This window comes from Pseudomonas sp. SHLD1 (assembly GCF_028640935.1).
GTDB classification, from domain to species: Bacteria; Pseudomonadota; Gammaproteobacteria; order Pseudomonadales; family Pseudomonadaceae; genus Chryseomonas; species Chryseomonas aestiva.
The window spans coordinates 935,718-950,325 of record NZ_JAQZAD010000013.1; the positions used below are offsets into that span (position 1 = coordinate 935,718).

The window sequence follows — 14,608 nt, forward strand, 5'->3', positions numbered from 1 at the left end:
ACTCCGGGGTCAGGCGGGTTCGGGCAGGTGGCAGCGCTTGCTGCCGCCGGGGATGGTTTCGCGTTCCGGATAGCGCTCGGCGCAAGGGCCGAAGCAGCGCGGGCAACGGGGATGGAAGGCGCAGCCGCTGGGCGGCGAGATGGGATTGGGAAAGCTGCCGCCCAGGCCCAGCGCCGGCAGACCCAGGCTGGGATCAGGGGTCAGCACCGCATCCAGCAGCGCCCGGGTATAGGGATGCGCCGACTGGGCGAACAGCGCCGCCCGCTCGCGCTCCTCGACGATCTTGCCGAGGTACATCACCGCCACCCGGTCGGCCAGGTGCTCCACCACCGCCAGGTTGTGGCTGATGAGCAGATAGGTCAGCCCGAATTCCCGCTTGAGCTCCAGCAGCAGGTTGAGGATCTGCGCCTGCACCGAGACGTCCAGTGCCGAGGTGGGCTCGTCGCAGATCAGCACGTCCGGGCGCATCACCAGGGCGCGGGCGATGGCCACCCGCTGGCGCTGGCCGCCGCTGAGCTGGCCGGGATGGCTGTCGGCGGCGCGCCGCGGCAAGCCGACCACGTCGAGCATCTCGGCAACCCGCCGTTGCTGCTCGGCCGCCGAGCCGAGGCCATGCACCTTGAGCGGCAGCGCCACGATCTCGCGCACCGTCTTGCGTGGATTGAGCGACGAATAGGGGTCCTGGAAGATCGGCTGGATGTGCCGGGCCATGCGCTTGCGATCCACCCCGCGCAGGTGCTCACCGCCTACCAGGATGTCGCCGCTGGTGGGCGCCAGCAGCCCCAGCAGCAGCTTGGCCAGGGTGCTCTTGCCGCAGCCCGATTCCCCCACCAGACCCAGGGTCTCGCCGCGATAGAGTCGCAGGGAGATGCCATCCACCGCCTTGAGGGTGGCCGGCGGGCGGAACAGGCCGCGACCGAGGGTGAATTCGCGGCGGATGTCGCACAATTCCAAGGCGATCTCGCGGCTCATCGCACACCTCCGACCCGGCGCAGGGGTTCGCTGGGCAGGGCGAAGTGGCAACGCGCCAGGTGCGCGCCCTCCTCCAGCAACGGCACGCTGTCGGCGCAGGCCGCCACCGCCTGCGGGCATCTGTTGCGAAAGGCGCAGCCGTGCTGCTCGCCGACCAGGCTGGGGACCAGCCCGGGAATGGCGCCCAGCGGCTGCCCGGGACGTGTCCGACCAGGCACCGGAATGCTCGCCAGCAGCCCACGGGTATAGGGGTGCCGCGGCGCGGCGAACAGCTCGGCGGCCGGTGCCTGCTCGACGATCTGGCCGGCATACATGACCGCTACCCGGTCGGCGATGCGCGCCACCAGCCCCAGGTCGTGGGTGATGAACACGATGGCCGTGTCGAATTCCCGCTGCAGATCGCGCAACAGGTGCAGGATCTGCGCCTGGATGGTGACGTCCAGCGCCGTGGTGGGTTCGTCGGCGATGATGAGGTCCGGCTCGCAGAGCAGCGCCATGGCGATGACCACCCGCTGGCGCAACCCGCCACTGAGCTGGTGCGGATACTGGCGCAGGCGCTCGCCGGCGTTGCTGATGCCGACCCTTTCCAGCATGGCCTCCGCGCTTGCCCAGGCGGCCTTGCGATTCAGCCTGCGGTGACGCCGCAGCACTTCGGCGAGCTGGTCGCCGATGCTGTAGGCCGGATTGAGGGCGGTCATGGGTTCCTGGAAGATCATCGCCAGGCGATTGCCGCGCAGGTCGCGCATGCCCCTTTCACCCAGGGTCAGCAGGTCGTGCTCGCCCAGCGTCAGGCGCGCCGCCTGGCGCCGGGCCTGACGCGGCAGCAGATCCATCAGCGCCAGGGAGGTGAGCGACTTGCCGCAGCCGGACTCGCCCACCAGGCAGAGCATTTCGCCCCGCTCCACCTGCAGGTCCAGGCCGCGCACGGCGTGCAGGGTGTCATCACCCAGGGGGATGTCGATCCGCAGGTCTCTTACGTCGAGCAGTGCCATGGTCAGTCCTCCGCTTAGTTGCGCCCACTGGGCGCGGCCAGGTCCCGGATACCGTCACCCACCAGGTTGATGGCCAGTACCAGCAGCATCAGGGCGATGCCGGGAATGGCGATCACCCAGGGCGAAAAGAACATGTAGGGCTTGCCTTCGGCGATCATCAGGCCCCAGGAGGGCAACGGCGGCTGCACGCCCACGCCGAGAAAGGACAGGGTCGCCTCCAGCAGGATGGCGTGGGCCATCTCCAGGGTGATCACCACGATCAGCGCCCCCAGCACGTTGGGCAGGATCTCGCCGACGATCACCCGCCAGGGTGAACAGCCCAGCGCCTGGGCAGCGGCGACGTATTCGGCGTCGCGGATCTGCTGCACGGCGGCGCGCACCACCACGGCGAAGCGATCCCACAGCAGGCAGCCGAGCAGGATCACCACCACCTGCAGCGAGCCACCCACCAGGGAGGCGGCGGCCAGGGCCACCATCACCACCGGCAAGGCCAGGCGGGTGGTCACCAGGTAACTCACCAGGGCGTCGACCTTGCCGCCGTAGTAGCCGGCGAGCATCCCGAGCAGGGTGCCGATGGCGCCGGAGATGAGCGCCGCGGCGAGCCCGATGAACAGCGAGATGCGCGCGCCATAGAGCAGACGGGAGAGATAGTCGCGGCCGAGCTTGTCGGTGCCCAGCGGATGGGCCCAGGTCCCCTTGGTCATCCATACCGGTGGTTTCATCCGCTGCATCACGTCCTGGGCATAGGGATCGTGGGGCGCCAGCCAGGGCGCGGCCAGGGCGGCGAACACGATGACGACGAGCAGCACGGCGCCAAGGGCGAAGCCGAGGTGGCCGAACCAGCGACGCAGCTGGCGGCCCAGGGTCGGGCGCGGGGGCAGATAGTCGTCGAGCACGAAGGGATTGGCGACGGTCATGGAGCCTCCTAGCGCACGCGAATGCGCGGGTCGAGCAAGGCGTTGAGCAGATCGGCCACCAGCGTCAGCACGATGTAGATCAACGCGATCAAGAGGACGATGGCCTGCACCACCGGGAAGTCGTTACGGGCGATGGCATCCCAGGCCAGCTGGCCGATGCCCTGTAGCGAGAACACCGCCTCGATCACCACCGAGCCGCCCAGCATGAAGCCGAACTCCACCGCGGCCAGGGCCACCACCGGGATCAGCGCATTGCGCAGTGCGTGCTTGAACAGTACCCGGGCCGGACTCAGGCCCTTGGCCCGGGCGGTGCGGATGTAGTCGGCGCCCAGTACATCGAGCATCCCGGCCCGGGTCAGGCGCATCAGCGAGGGGGTGGCGTAGTAGCCCAGGGCGATCGCCGGCAGGATGAAGTGCTGCCAGCTGGTATTGCCCGACACCGGTAGCCATTTCAGGGTGACGGCGAAGACGACGATCAGCACCAGGGCGAACCAGAAGCTGGGCATCGCCTGGCCGAAGGTCGCCAGGGTCAGCGCCAGGCGGTCGATCCAGGTGTCGCGCCGGACCGCGGCCAGCACCCCAAGCGGGATGGCGATGAGCAGCGCCACCAGCAGCGCGATGGCGCCCAGGGTCAGGGTGATGGGCAGGCGGCTGGCGATGAGATCCCGCACCGATTCCTGGAAGAAGAACGATTGCCCCAGGTCCAGGCGCAGCAACTGCCCGATCCACTCGACGTACTGCGTCGCCAGGGGTTTATCGAGCCCGTGTTGATGACGCACCACCTCGATCTGCTCGGCGGTCGCCTCGGGTCCGGCGATGGCGGTGGCCAGGTCGCCGGACAGGTGCAGCAGGAAGAAACTGATGAGGGAAACGGTAAAGGCCACGGCCAGGGCGATACCCAGGCGGCGCAGGAGGTATGCGGACATGCTCGGCTCCTCGGCGAGAGACGCCCCCGTGCGGGGCGCCGGGACGGATCAGTTCCAGTGGGCCAGGGCGAAGCGCGGCAATTCGTCCGGATAGGGCTGGAAGGCCAGGTCCGAGGTGAAGGCGTAGTTGATGGAATAGTTGAACACCGGTGCCCAGTAGGCCTGCTCGGCGATCCGCTGCAGCGCCTTGCGGTAGTTGTCCTTGCGCACGGCCGGGTCCATGGCGGTGTCGGCCACCTTGAGCCAGTCGATCACCTGGGGATCCTTGGCCACGTCGTCGGCATTGCCCTTGAAATACACGCCGGTGGCCGCCGAGGCGTCGGCGATGGAGAAGGAACCCCAGGCGAGGAAGGCCATGGGCACCTTGCCGGCGCGCTGCTGGTCCCGCAGAGCGGCGTATTTCAGATAGCGCAGCTTGGCGTCGATACCCACCGCGCGCAGGTCCCCGATCAGCGCTTCCACCACGTCGCGATCGCGGTAGGCGAAGATCTCGGTGCTGAAGCCGTTGGGATAGCCGGCGGCCTTGAGCAGTGCCTTCGCCTTGGCCGGATCGTAGGCGTAACCCGGCACAGCCTTGGCGTCGCAACCGAATTGCTCCGGATAGCAGGCCACCTGCAGCGGCTGGCTACCGCCCCCCATGAGCTGGCTGGCGATGGCCTGGCGATTGATGGCGTAGTTGACCGCCTGGCGCACCTCGGCCTTGGCAAAGGGCGAATCCGGGCTTGAGGCGCCCTGGGCGTCCATGCTGAGGAAGCCGATCCTCATGCTGGCGCCGCTTTCCACGGTGAGGTTGGGCGCGGCCTTGAGTTGCTCGGCCTGGTCCGGCGCCACGCGCCAGGCCCAGTCGATGCCGCCGGTCATGAGTTCGGCGAGCCGGGTCTCGGCGTCGGGGATGACGCGGAACTGGATATGGCCGATGCGCGGCTGCCCCTGGGGGCTGTCCTTGAAGTAGTCCGGATTGCGCTCCAGCGTGACCCCCTGGCCGCTGGTGACCGCGACGATGCGATAGGGCCCGGTACCCACCGGCTTCTGCGCGAAGCCCGCCAGGCCCACCTTCTGGAAGTACTTGCCGGGATAGATGGGCAAGGGATTGGCCAGGTATTCCAGCGCGGCTGGAAACGGCTGCTTGAGGTGCAGGCGGACCTTGTAGTCGCCCAGCTTCTCGGCGCTCTTGATCCAGTTGACGTTCTGCTGGGTGACCACCTTGCCCTCGGGCGAGGCCACGTAGTTGAAGGTGAAGACCACGTCATCGGCGGTGAAGGGATCGCCGTTGTGGAAGGTCACGCCCTGGCGCAGATCGAAGTCGAGGGTCAGCGGATCGACCTGCTGCCAGCCGGTGGCCAGCATCGGCCGGTATTCACCGGTCTGGGGATCGCGGTAGATCAGGGTATCCCAGGCCAGATGGGCAAGGATGACGCCTTCACGGGCATCGTTGTGATAGGGGCTGACGTTTTCGGGTTCGGTGTCGGAGGCGTAGACCAGGGTGTCGTTGGCCTTGCCGGCGAAGGCCTGGCCCTGGGCCAGGAAGAGGGAAAACGCGATGCCACAAGCGAAACCTTTGAGTCCCATGCCGTCTGTCTCCGGGGCGGTGGTTGGTCAAAGGCAGGTCCGCGAAACGCGGGGAAGGAAGTCTTGCTGAAGGCTGTTATTGATCTCTTGACCCGACTCTAGGTCTTGCCGTCCCATGCCACAAGCAGAATATTTAGATGCGAGCCATGCCTTTTCGGCAAAGGAGGCCTTATGCAGCCCTACGGCATTCAGTCCACCGCCCTGCGCTATTTCCTCGAGGTGGTGCGTTGCGGCTCCATCAGCGAAGCCTCCCAGCGGCTCAATGTCGCGGCCAGTGCGGTGAGTCGCCAGATCGCCAAGCTGGAGCGCGAACTGGAGACGCCGCTGCTCGAACGCCGCGCCCGAGGCGTGGTGCCCAGCGCCGCCGGCGAGCGTCTGGCGGTGCATGCGCGCAAGGCGCAGCTGGCCAGCGAGCAGGTCGCGGCCGAGTTGCGCGGCCTGGCCGACCTGCGCCGCGGCCAGGTACGCCTGGCCACCACCGAAGGCTTTTCACTGGACTTCCTGCCCGAGGTCATCGTGGCCTTTCGCCAGGGCTATGCCGGCATCCACTTTTCCCTGGAGGTCTGCGCGCCGGCGGCGGTCACCCGCCGGGTCCAGGAGGGTGACGCCGACCTGGGCCTCACCTTCAGCCTCAGGCCTGAGCCGGACATCAGCGTCGACGCCACCCTGAGTGGCGCCATCGAGGCGGTGGTGGCGCCCGAGCATCCCCTTGCCGGCCGTACCGGGCTGGCTCTGGCCGATCTGCAGCCCTTTCCGCTGGCGCTGCCGATGCCCGATACCACGGTGCGTCAGCTGTTCGATATCTGCTGTGGCGTCCAGGGACTCTCCTTCGAACCGGTGCTGGTGAGCAACAACATGCAGGCGCTCTATCGCTTCGCCGCCTTGGGCGGTGGCGTGGCGCTCTCAAGCGAACTGAGCCTGCGTAGCCGACTGCGCGAAGGCCAACTGGTGGCCCTGCCCCTGCTGGACGAGGGCCTGGCCGCGCGGCGGATCGAATTGCAGAGCATGGCGGGTCGCGAATTGCCGCCGGCGGTGAATGCCTTTCGCCACGCGCTGATCGCGGCGCTGGGGCGCTGAGTCAAAGCAGTGCACCGTGCCGCTCCAAACGCACTGCAACGGGGCGGCGCACCGAATGCAGCCTCAACGTCCTGGCGATAAATCAGCATGGCACGGGGCCTGGTGGCAACTGGCACGCATCTGGCAAAGGCCATGGTGTGCAGGAGCACCGGCCAGCCGGTTTGATGCACCACAATCTGCAATGGATGACTAGGGTTCCGACTCGCTCGTGCGGGTGTCTGGTCCGAGAGTCGTCGACCTCTGATGGGGTTACACGGCGGGACAAAAGCCCGGGAGACACAGCGCCAGTCGCGTGCTCCTGTCCCGTCGTCCATCCTATTGGAGGTCCCATGCGCCATCCCCTGCTCGCCTCGCTCGTTCTCGGTTGTTCCCTGCTGCTTGGTGCCACCGCTCAGGCGGCGCCGCGCGACGACTTCAAGGTGTGCTGGACGATCTATGCCGGCTGGATGCCCTGGGGCGAAGCCCAGGCCCAGGGCATCATCGACAAGTGGGCCAGGAAATACGGCATCCACGTCGAGGTCGTGCAGCTCAACGACTACGTCGAATCCATCAATCAATACACCACCGGCCAGTTCGACGGCTGCGCCATGACCAACATGGACGCCCTGACCATTCCGGCCGCCGGCGGCGTGGACAGCACGGCGCTGATCGTCAGCGACTACTCCAACGGCAACGACGGCGTGGTGATGAAGGGCAAGGGCAAGGCTCTGGCCGACCTCAAGGGTCAGCAGGTCAACCTGGTGCAGTTCTCCGTCTCCCACTATTTGCTGGCGCGAGCGCTGCAGAGCGTGGGGCTGACTGAGCGGGACCTGACCACCGTCAACACCTCCGACGCCGACATGGTGGCCGCCTTCCAGACCGCCGACGTGCGCAACGTGGTGACCTGGAATCCGCTGCTGGCCGAGATCAAGGCCCAGCCCGACACCACCGAGGTGTTCGACTCCAGCAAGATTCCCGGCGAGATTCTCGACATGCTGGTGGTGAACACCGCCACGCTCAATGACAACCCGGCGCTGGGCAAGGCACTGACCGGTGCCTGGTTCGAGATGCTGGCGCTGATGCAGTCCGGCGATGCCAAGGGCAAGGCGGCCCTGGAGGCCATGGCCAAGGCCTCGGGTACCGATCTCGCCGGCTTCCAGGCGCAACTGGACAAGACCCGGCTGTTCGCCACGCCTGCCGAGGCCCTGGCCTTCGTCAAGGACCCCGCGCTGCCGACCACCATGCAGCGAATCGCCCACTTCTCCTTCGAACACGGCCTGCTGGGCCAGGGCGCGCCCAGCGCCGAGGCCATCGGCATCGCCTATCCGGGCGGCAAGACCAGCGGGGACGCCGGCAATCTCAAGCTGCGCTTCGATCCGACCTTCGTACAGCTGGCCGCCGACGGCAAGCTCTGAGCCCCGCCGCGAGGACGACGCCCATGCGCTTCATCAATCGGCATCCCGACCGGGGCGGCCGGCTCCTGCTGGTCCTGCTGCCCTTCGCCCTGCTCGCCCTGCTCTATCTGGTGGGCTCGGCCACCCGGCTGGCGGAAAACCCCAACGACAAGCTGCTGCCCAGTGTGGCGCAGATGGCCGATGCGGTGCAGCGCCTGGCCTTTACCGCCGACGTGCGCACCGGCGGCTATCCGTTCTGGCAGGACACCCTGGCCAGCCTGCAACGCCTGGGGCTGGGCCTGGGGATCGCCGCGCTGATCGCCCTGGTGGTGGGCATCGCCGCGGGCAGCCTGCCCCTGGTCGGGGCGCCGCTGTCGCCACTGGTCACGGTGCTCTCGATGATCCCGCCCTTGGCGATCCTGCCGATCCTCTTCATCGTCTTCGGCCTGGGCGAACTGGCCAAGGTGATGCTGATCGTGGTGGGCGTCACCCCGGTACTGATCCGCGAGCTGGACCAGCGCGCTCGGGAGTTGCCCCGCGAGCTGCTGATCAAGGCCCAGACCCTGGGCGCCAACAGCTGGACGGTGATCCTGCGCCTGGTGCTGCCGCAACTGCTGCCGCGCCTGCTCATCGCCCTGCGGCTGCAGCTGGGTGCCGCCTGGCTGTTTCTCATCGCCGCCGAGGCCATCGCCGCCACCGATGGCCTGGGCTATCGCATCTTCCTGGTGCGGCGCTATCTGGCCATGGACGTGATCCTGCCCTATGTCGCCTGGATCACCCTGCTGGCCTGGCTGCTGGACGCCGGTCTGCGCCTGCTGACGCGGCGCGCCTTTCCCTGGTACGGGGAGGGTCGCTGATGATCGAGGTCCGCAATCTCTGGCAACGCTACGGCGAGCAGGTGGTGCTCGAAGGCCTCAATCTGCAGGTGCGCGAAGGCGAATTCTGCGCCCTGGTCGGTGCCTCCGGCTGCGGCAAGTCCACCTTCCTGCGGCTGCTGCTCGGCCAGGAGCGCCCCAGCCGCGGCGAGATCCGCATCGATGGTCAGCCGCTCTCGGCGGAACCGGATCCCGAGCGGGGCGTGGTCTTTCAGCGCTATTCGGTCTTTCCCCACCTGAGCGTGCTCGACAACGTCGCCTTGGGCCTGGAATTGCCCAGGTCCCCGCTGCTCGGCCGGCTGCTGGGCACCGCCAAGCGCCAGGCCCGGGAACAGGCCGCCGCCCTGCTCGAGCGCGTCGGCCTGGGCCAGGCGCTGGACAAGTACCCGGGGCAGCTGTCCGGCGGCATGCAGCAGCGCCTCGCCATCGCCCAGGCACTGATCGTGCGGCCGCGCATCCTGCTCCTGGACGAGCCTTTCGGCGCCCTCGATCCCGGCATCCGCAAGGACATGCATGCCCTGCTGCTGGAGCTCTGGCACGAGCGCCCGCTCACGGTGTTCATGGTCACCCATGACCTGCACGAGGGCTTCAGCCTGGCCACCCGGGTGCTGGTGTTCGACAAGGTCCGCCAGGACCCGCAAGCCCCCGGTGCCTATGGCGCCCGCATCACCTACGACCTGCCCCTGACCGCCAAGACCCGGCCCGTGCATGCGGCCGGGGCGCGGCCGGCCCTTACCTGACGAGGTTGCCCATGACTGACGAACTGCTCTACCAGGAACGTGTCCCCGGCGGCGGTACCGCCTCCTTCATCCTGCGCCGCGGCCAGACCCTGCGCCTGACCGACGTGGAAGGCGGCGCCAATGTCAGCCTGCTCCTGTTCAATGCCGATGACCGCAGCGAGCGGCTGAACCTGCCCGATACCCTCAAGGGCCAGCACACCGCGCGTCTCACCGCCGGACATTGCCTCTATTCCGACATGGGTCGGGTGCTGGCGGCCGTGGTGCGCGACACCTGCGGCTGGCACGACAGCTTTGGCGGCGTGGCCAATGCCGCCGAGGTGGCGGAGAAATACGGCGCGGGTCGCTATCAGGAACTGCGCAACGGCTTCCACCGCAATGGCACCGACAATCTGCTGGTGGAACTGGCCAAGTGGGGGCTGGGGCTGGAAGACCTGCTGATGACCCTCAACCTGTTCAGTCGGGTGGACGTGGATGCCGAGGGCGCCTTTGCCTTCGTGCCCGGCAACTCCCGCGCCGGCGATCTGGTCGAGCTCCATGCACCCATGAACACCCTGGTGGTGCTGACCGCCCTGCAGCATCCGCTGGACCCGGATCCGGTCTATGCGCCCCGCCCGGTCGATCTCGCCCAGTTGCGCGCCGCGCCCGAGGTGGCCGAGCTGTGCCGCACCTCGCGCCCGGAAAACGAGCGCGCCTTCCAGAACACCGCCCGCTACTTCCTCTGAGGCCCCGCCATGACCCTGATCGCCAGCACCAAACGCCCGGAAGAGGCCAGCTACCGCGCCCTCCTGCCGGCCGGAGCGCCCTACCTCAAGGAGGTCAAGGCCGGCCAGACCCTGCGCATCCATGACCTGGAAGGCAACCAGGCGGTGGACACCCTCTTCTACGCCGCCGCCAACCCCCAGGAACGCTACGATCCCCAGCGCACCCTGAGACGCCAGGGGCGGGTCTATCTGTCGACCGGCAGCGTGCTCTATTCCAACCTGGGCAATCCCCTGTTGACCATCGTCGCCGACACCTGCGGTCGCCACGACACCCTGGGCGGCGCCTGCTCCCAGGAGAGCAACACGGTGCGCTACGCCCTGGATCGCCGGCAGATGCACAGCTGCCGCGACAACTTCCTCTGCGCCGGTGGCCATGACGGGCGCCTGGGCAAGCGCGACATCGGCGCCAACATCAACTTCTTCATGAACGTGCCGGTGACCGCGGACGGCGGCCTGACTTTCGCCGATGGCATCTCCGGTGCCGGCAAGTACGTGGAGTTGCGCGCCGAGACCGACGTCATCCTGCTGATCTCCAATTGCCCGCAACTCAACAACCCCTGCAACGGCTGGAACCCCACGCCGGCGGAGGTGCTGCTATGGGACTGACCCGCGCACGCCAGCTCTGGCAGTGGCTGCGACCGCGTCTCTATCGCCTCTGCGAAATCCGCGCCGGACGCTATGGCTACCGCGGCAAGCGCTAGCCGCTGACTGACCTACCGCCCTCGCGCGGCCTCTTGGGGACGACCCCGGGAGCTTTTATCTGGCGGGACGGCCCGCCGCCTTCGAGGACGCCTCGAATGTTCACCACCCTGCTCATCGCCAACCGTGGCGCCATCAGCTGCCGCATCCAGCGCACCCTGCGCGACCTGGGCGTCGCCGCGGTCGCCGTCTACAGCGAAGCCGATCGCGCCAGCCGCCATGTCAGCGAAGCCGACCAGGCCTTCAGCCTGGGCGAAGGCGCCGCCGGGGCCACCTACCTGGACACCGCCAAGCTGCTCGAGGTCGCGCGCCAGAGCGGCGCCCAGGCCATCCACCCCGGTTATGGCTTCCTTTCCGAGAACGCCGCCTTCGCCGAAGCCTGCGAAGCCGCCGGCATCGCCTTCGTCGGTCCTACCCCCGAGCAACTGCGCACCTTTGGACTCAAGCACACGGCGCGGGCCCTAGCGCGCGCCCAGGGTGTGCCGCTGCTGGAGGGCACCGAGCTGCTGGAGACCCTGGAGGCGGCCCTGGCGGCCGCGCGTGAGATCGGTTATCCGGTGATGCTCAAGAGCACCGCCGGCGGGGGTGGCATCGGCATGCGCGTGTGCCGCACGGACACTGAACTCGCCGAGGCCTTCGACGCCGTGCGCCGGCTGGGCCAGAACAACTTCAGCGACGCCGGCGTCTTCCTGGAGAAATACATCGAGCGGGCGCGGCACCTGGAGGTGCAGGTGTTCGGCGATGGCCAGGGCGAGGTCCTGGCGCTGGGCGTGCGTGATTGCTCCGTGCAGCGCCGCAACCAGAAGGTGCTGGAGGAAACCCCGGCGCCCAACCTGCCGGCCGGCATGGCCGAGGCACTCTGCGCCGCCGCGCTGGAGCTGGCGCGCGCGGTACGCTATCGCAGCGCCGGTACCGTGGAGTTCGTCTACGACAGCGCCGCCGATCGCTTCTACTTCCTCGAAGTGAACACCCGACTGCAAGTCGAGCACGGCGTCACCGAGCAGGTCTGGGGCGTGGATCTGGTGCGCTGGATGATCGAACTGGCCGCCGGCGAACTGCCGCCGCTGGCCGTGCTCGCCGCGGGGCTGCAGCCCCAGGGCCATGCCATCCAGGCGCGACTCTATGCCGAAGACCCGGGTCGCGACTTCCAGCCCAGCCCGGGCCTGCTGACCCAGGTCGACTTCCCACCGGCGGATGGCCGGACGCTGCGCCTGGACACCTGGATCGAAGCCGGCTGCGAAATCCCGCCCTATTTCGATCCGCTGGTAGCCAAGGTCATCGCCTGGGCCCCCGACCGCGACGCCGCCCGGCAACGCCTCGACCAGGCCCTGGCGGCGACCCGGCTCTATGGCGTGGAAACCAATGGCGACTACCTGCGGCAGATCCTCGCCGCCGCGCCCTTCGCCTCGGGCCAGCCCTGGACGCGTTGCCTGGAGGGGCTGACCTACCAGGCCACCACCCTGGAGGTGCTCGGCGCCGGCACCCAGACCACGGTGCAGGACGTCCCCGGGCGCCTCGGGTACTGGTCGGTGGGCATTCCCCCTTCCGGCCCCATGGACGACCGCGCCCTGCGCCTGGGCAATCGCCTGCTCGGCAACGACGGCCGCGCGGCCGCCCTGGAAATCACCCTGGCCGGCCCCACCCTGAGATTCAACACCGAGGCCGTGGTGGCGGTCACCGGCGCGGCGCTGCCGATCCTGCTGGATGACCAGCCCCAGGCCATGGACAGCGTCTTTCGCGTACCCGCGGGTGCCATCCTGCAGTTGGGCGCCATCACCGGCGCCGGCGCCCGCAGCTATCTCTGCTTGAGAGGCGGCCTGGACCTGCCCGACTACCTGGGCAGTCGCAGCACCTTCACCCTCGGCCAGTTCGGCGGTCACGGCGGCCGCGCCCTGCGCGCCGGCGACGTGCTGCACCTGCACCCGCTGACCGACGCACGCGCAGAGGCCCGGCTACCCGCCGCCCTGACCACCCGACTGCCCGAGACCCGCACCTTTCGTGTCATCTATGGGCCGCACGGCGCGCCGGACTATTTCAGCCCGGCCTATCTGGACCTCTTTCTCGCCACCGACTGGGAGGTGCACTTCAATTCCAGTCGCACCGGCGTGCGCCTGATCGGCCCCAAGCCGGAATGGACCCGCGAAGACGGCGGCGAAGCCGGTCTGCACCCCTCCAACATCCATGACAATCCCTATGCGGTCGGCGCCGTGGACTTCACCGGCGACATGCCGGTCATCCTCGGCCCCGACGGCCCCAGCCTGGGCGGCTTCGTCTGCCCGGTCACGGTGATCGAAGCCGACCTCTGGCAACTCGGCCAGCTCAAGGCCGGTGACCGGCTGCGCTTTCTGCCGGTGGACCTGGCGACCGCGCGCCGCCTGCAGCAGGCACGGCTGGCCGAGGAAAGCAGTCTGCAGCCGCAGGCGGCGATCGCCATCACGCCCAGGCGCGGCGATCCCGTGGTACTGGACCTGGGCCAGGGCGCCGAGCGCCTGGTGGCGCGGCTCTCCGGGGATACCCATCTGCTGCTGGAGATCGGCCCACCGGAGCTGGACCTAGCCCTGCGCTTTCGCGGCCATGGGCTGATGCAGGCGCTGGCCGCCCTGGCGCTGCCCGGGCTGTGCGAGCTCACCCCCGGCATCCGCTCGCTGCAGGTGCACTACCAGCCCGAGACACTGCCCCTGGCAGAGCTGCTGGCGGCGGTCAGTCGCTGCTGGCAGGCGCTGGGCGATGCCCAGGATCTGCGGGTGCCCTCGCGCATTGTCCATCTGCCGCTGTCCTGGGACGATCCGGCCTGCCGCCTGGCCATCGAGAAATACACCACCACGGTGCGCAAGGATGCGCCCTGGTGCCCGAGCAACCTGGAGTTCATCCGCCGGGTGAATGACCTGGAGTCCCTAGCGGCGGTCAAGCGCATTGTCTTCGACGCGAGCTACCTGGTGATGGGCCTCGGCGATGTCTATCTGGGTGCCCCGGTGGCCACCCCCCTCGATCCGCGCCACCGGCTGGTGACCACCAAGTACAACCCGGCGCGCACCTGGACCGCGGAAAACTCGGTGGGCATCGGTGGCGCCTATCTGTGCGTCTATGGCATGGAAGGCCCCGGCGGCTACCAGTTCGTCGGTCGCACCCTGCAGATGTGGAATCGCTACCGTGACGTGGAAGCCTTCCACGGCCAGCCCTATTTGCTGCGCTTCTTCGATCAGATCCGCTTCCATGAGGTGTCGGCGGACGAGCTGCTGCGCATCCGCGCCGACTTCCCCCTGGGTTGCGTGCCGCTGCGCATCGAAGAGAGCGAACTGTCCCTGGCCGACTACCAGGCCTTCCTGGCCCGCGAAGCCGAGGACATCGCCACCTTCCGTGGGCGGCAGCAGAGCGCCTTCGCCGCCGAACGGCAACGCTGGATCGACTCCGGCCAGGCGCATTTCGACAGCCAGGAAGCCGCCGTCGAAGCCACCGAGGATGCTCCCCTCGCCAGTCACCAGCTGGCGCTGGAAAGCCCGGTGGCCGGCAATCTCTGGCAGGCCCAGGTGCAGCCGGGCGACCAGGTGGAAGCCGGGCAGCCGCTGCTAATCCTGGAGTCCATGAAGATGGAAATCCCGTTGCTCGCGCCCTGCAGCGGCCGGATCCACGACCTGCAGGTCCAGCCCGGCTCGCCGATCCGCGCTGGCCAGCGCCTGCTGGTCATCGACAAGACGTGAAGGAAGCCA

General features: G+C 68.3%; 12 protein-coding genes and 1 riboswitch. Of the genes, 7 read left to right on the plus strand and 5 right to left on the minus strand.

What is annotated here, in order from left to right; genetic code table 11:
- Positions 1-9: 9 nt before the first annotated feature.
- Genes PVZ77_RS09800 through PVZ77_RS09820 form a run of 5 tightly spaced genes read right to left on the minus strand, consistent with a single transcriptional unit; the run spans position 10 to position 5,376 of the window.
- Positions 10-972 carry an ABC transporter ATP-binding protein gene (locus tag PVZ77_RS09800; RefSeq protein WP_273807376.1) on the minus strand — a complete coding sequence of 321 codons (963 nt, stop codon included), beginning with the start codon at positions 970-972 and terminating at the stop codon, positions 10-12.
- Entirely contained in the window at positions 969-1,964 is a 996-nt protein-coding gene (locus PVZ77_RS09805; RefSeq protein ID WP_273807377.1) for an ABC transporter ATP-binding protein, read from the minus strand. Before PVZ77_RS09805 ends, PVZ77_RS09800 begins: the two co-directional genes overlap by 4 nt.
- Positions 1,965-1,978: 14 nt before the next feature.
- Positions 1,979-2,881, minus strand: coding sequence for an ABC transporter permease (locus tag PVZ77_RS09810; RefSeq protein WP_273807378.1), 903 nt, complete (start codon positions 2,879-2,881; stop codon positions 1,979-1,981).
- An 8-nt stretch (positions 2,882-2,889) separates the two neighbouring features.
- On the minus strand, positions 2,890-3,807 hold the full coding sequence (locus tag PVZ77_RS09815; protein WP_133861710.1) for an ABC transporter permease: 918 nt from the start codon (positions 3,805-3,807) through the stop codon (positions 2,890-2,892).
- 48 nt (positions 3,808-3,855) lie between these two features.
- Complete coding sequence (locus PVZ77_RS09820) at positions 3,856-5,376, minus strand: ABC transporter substrate-binding protein (RefSeq protein WP_273807379.1); 1,521 nt, start codon at positions 5,374-5,376, stop codon at positions 3,856-3,858.
- Between the two features lie 171 nt (positions 5,377-5,547).
- Between PVZ77_RS09820 and PVZ77_RS09825 the strand changes: the two genes are divergently transcribed.
- The 7 genes from PVZ77_RS09825 (at position 5,548) to uca (ending at position 14,599) form a co-directional block, all read left to right on the plus strand.
- A complete protein-coding gene (locus PVZ77_RS09825) occupies positions 5,548-6,453 on the plus strand; it encodes a LysR family transcriptional regulator (protein ID WP_273807380.1) in 906 nt (301 codons plus the stop codon).
- A 178-nt stretch (positions 6,454-6,631) separates the two neighbouring features.
- A riboswitch (guanidine-I (ykkC/yxkD leader) is annotated at positions 6,632-6,731 on the plus strand.
- A gap of 51 nt (positions 6,732-6,782) precedes the next feature.
- Positions 6,783-7,847 carry a putative urea ABC transporter substrate-binding protein gene (locus PVZ77_RS09830; RefSeq protein ID WP_273807381.1) on the plus strand — a complete coding sequence of 355 codons (1,065 nt, stop codon included), beginning with the start codon at positions 6,783-6,785 and terminating at the stop codon, positions 7,845-7,847.
- A 23-nt stretch (positions 7,848-7,870) separates the two neighbouring features.
- Positions 7,871-8,683 (plus strand): ABC transporter permease, encoded by an 813-nt coding sequence (locus PVZ77_RS09835; RefSeq protein WP_027599335.1) that lies wholly within the window; start codon positions 7,871-7,873, stop codon positions 8,681-8,683.
- On the plus strand, positions 8,683-9,441 hold the full coding sequence (locus PVZ77_RS09840; protein WP_273807382.1) for an ABC transporter ATP-binding protein: 759 nt from the start codon (positions 8,683-8,685) through the stop codon (positions 9,439-9,441). The genes PVZ77_RS09835 and PVZ77_RS09840 overlap by 1 nt, the downstream gene beginning before the upstream one ends.
- 11 nt (positions 9,442-9,452) lie before the next feature.
- Positions 9,453-10,163, plus strand: coding sequence for an urea amidolyase associated protein UAAP1 (locus tag PVZ77_RS09845; protein ID WP_273807383.1), 711 nt, complete (start codon positions 9,453-9,455; stop codon positions 10,161-10,163).
- A gap of 9 nt (positions 10,164-10,172) precedes the next feature.
- Complete coding sequence (locus tag PVZ77_RS09850; RefSeq protein ID WP_273807384.1) at positions 10,173-10,808, plus strand: urea amidolyase associated protein UAAP2; 636 nt, start codon at positions 10,173-10,175, stop codon at positions 10,806-10,808.
- A gap of 191 nt (positions 10,809-10,999) precedes the next feature.
- Complete coding sequence (uca, locus tag PVZ77_RS09855) at positions 11,000-14,599, plus strand: urea carboxylase (RefSeq protein ID WP_273807385.1); 3,600 nt, start codon at positions 11,000-11,002, stop codon at positions 14,597-14,599.
- Positions 14,600-14,608 lie beyond the last annotated feature (9 nt).

Coding starts and splice junctions, on each gene's coding strand:
- PVZ77_RS09830 (WP_273807381.1), top strand. CDS start 6,783: ATGCGCCATCCCCTGCTCGCCTCGCTCGTTCTCGGTTGTTCCCTGCTG.
- PVZ77_RS09825 (WP_273807380.1), top strand. CDS start 5,548: ATGCAGCCCTACGGCATTCAGTCCACCGCCCTGCGCTATTTCCTCGAG.
- PVZ77_RS09820 (WP_273807379.1), bottom strand. CDS start 5,376: ATGGGACTCAAAGGTTTCGCTTGTGGCATCGCGTTTTCCCTCTTCCTG.
- PVZ77_RS09800 (WP_273807376.1), bottom strand. CDS start 972: ATGAGCCGCGAGATCGCCTTGGAATTGTGCGACATCCGCCGCGAATTC.
- PVZ77_RS09815 (WP_133861710.1), bottom strand. CDS start 3,807: ATGTCCGCATACCTCCTGCGCCGCCTGGGTATCGCCCTGGCCGTGGCC.
- PVZ77_RS09845 (WP_273807383.1), top strand. CDS start 9,453: ATGACTGACGAACTGCTCTACCAGGAACGTGTCCCCGGCGGCGGTACC.
- PVZ77_RS09805 (WP_273807377.1), bottom strand. CDS start 1,964: ATGGCACTGCTCGACGTAAGAGACCTGCGGATCGACATCCCCCTGGGT.
- PVZ77_RS09835 (WP_027599335.1), top strand. CDS start 7,871: ATGCGCTTCATCAATCGGCATCCCGACCGGGGCGGCCGGCTCCTGCTG.
- PVZ77_RS09850 (WP_273807384.1), top strand. CDS start 10,173: ATGACCCTGATCGCCAGCACCAAACGCCCGGAAGAGGCCAGCTACCGC.
- PVZ77_RS09840 (WP_273807382.1), top strand. CDS start 8,683: ATGATCGAGGTCCGCAATCTCTGGCAACGCTACGGCGAGCAGGTGGTG.
- PVZ77_RS09810 (WP_273807378.1), bottom strand. CDS start 2,881: ATGACCGTCGCCAATCCCTTCGTGCTCGACGACTATCTGCCCCCGCGC.
- uca (WP_273807385.1), top strand. CDS start 11,000: ATGTTCACCACCCTGCTCATCGCCAACCGTGGCGCCATCAGCTGCCGC.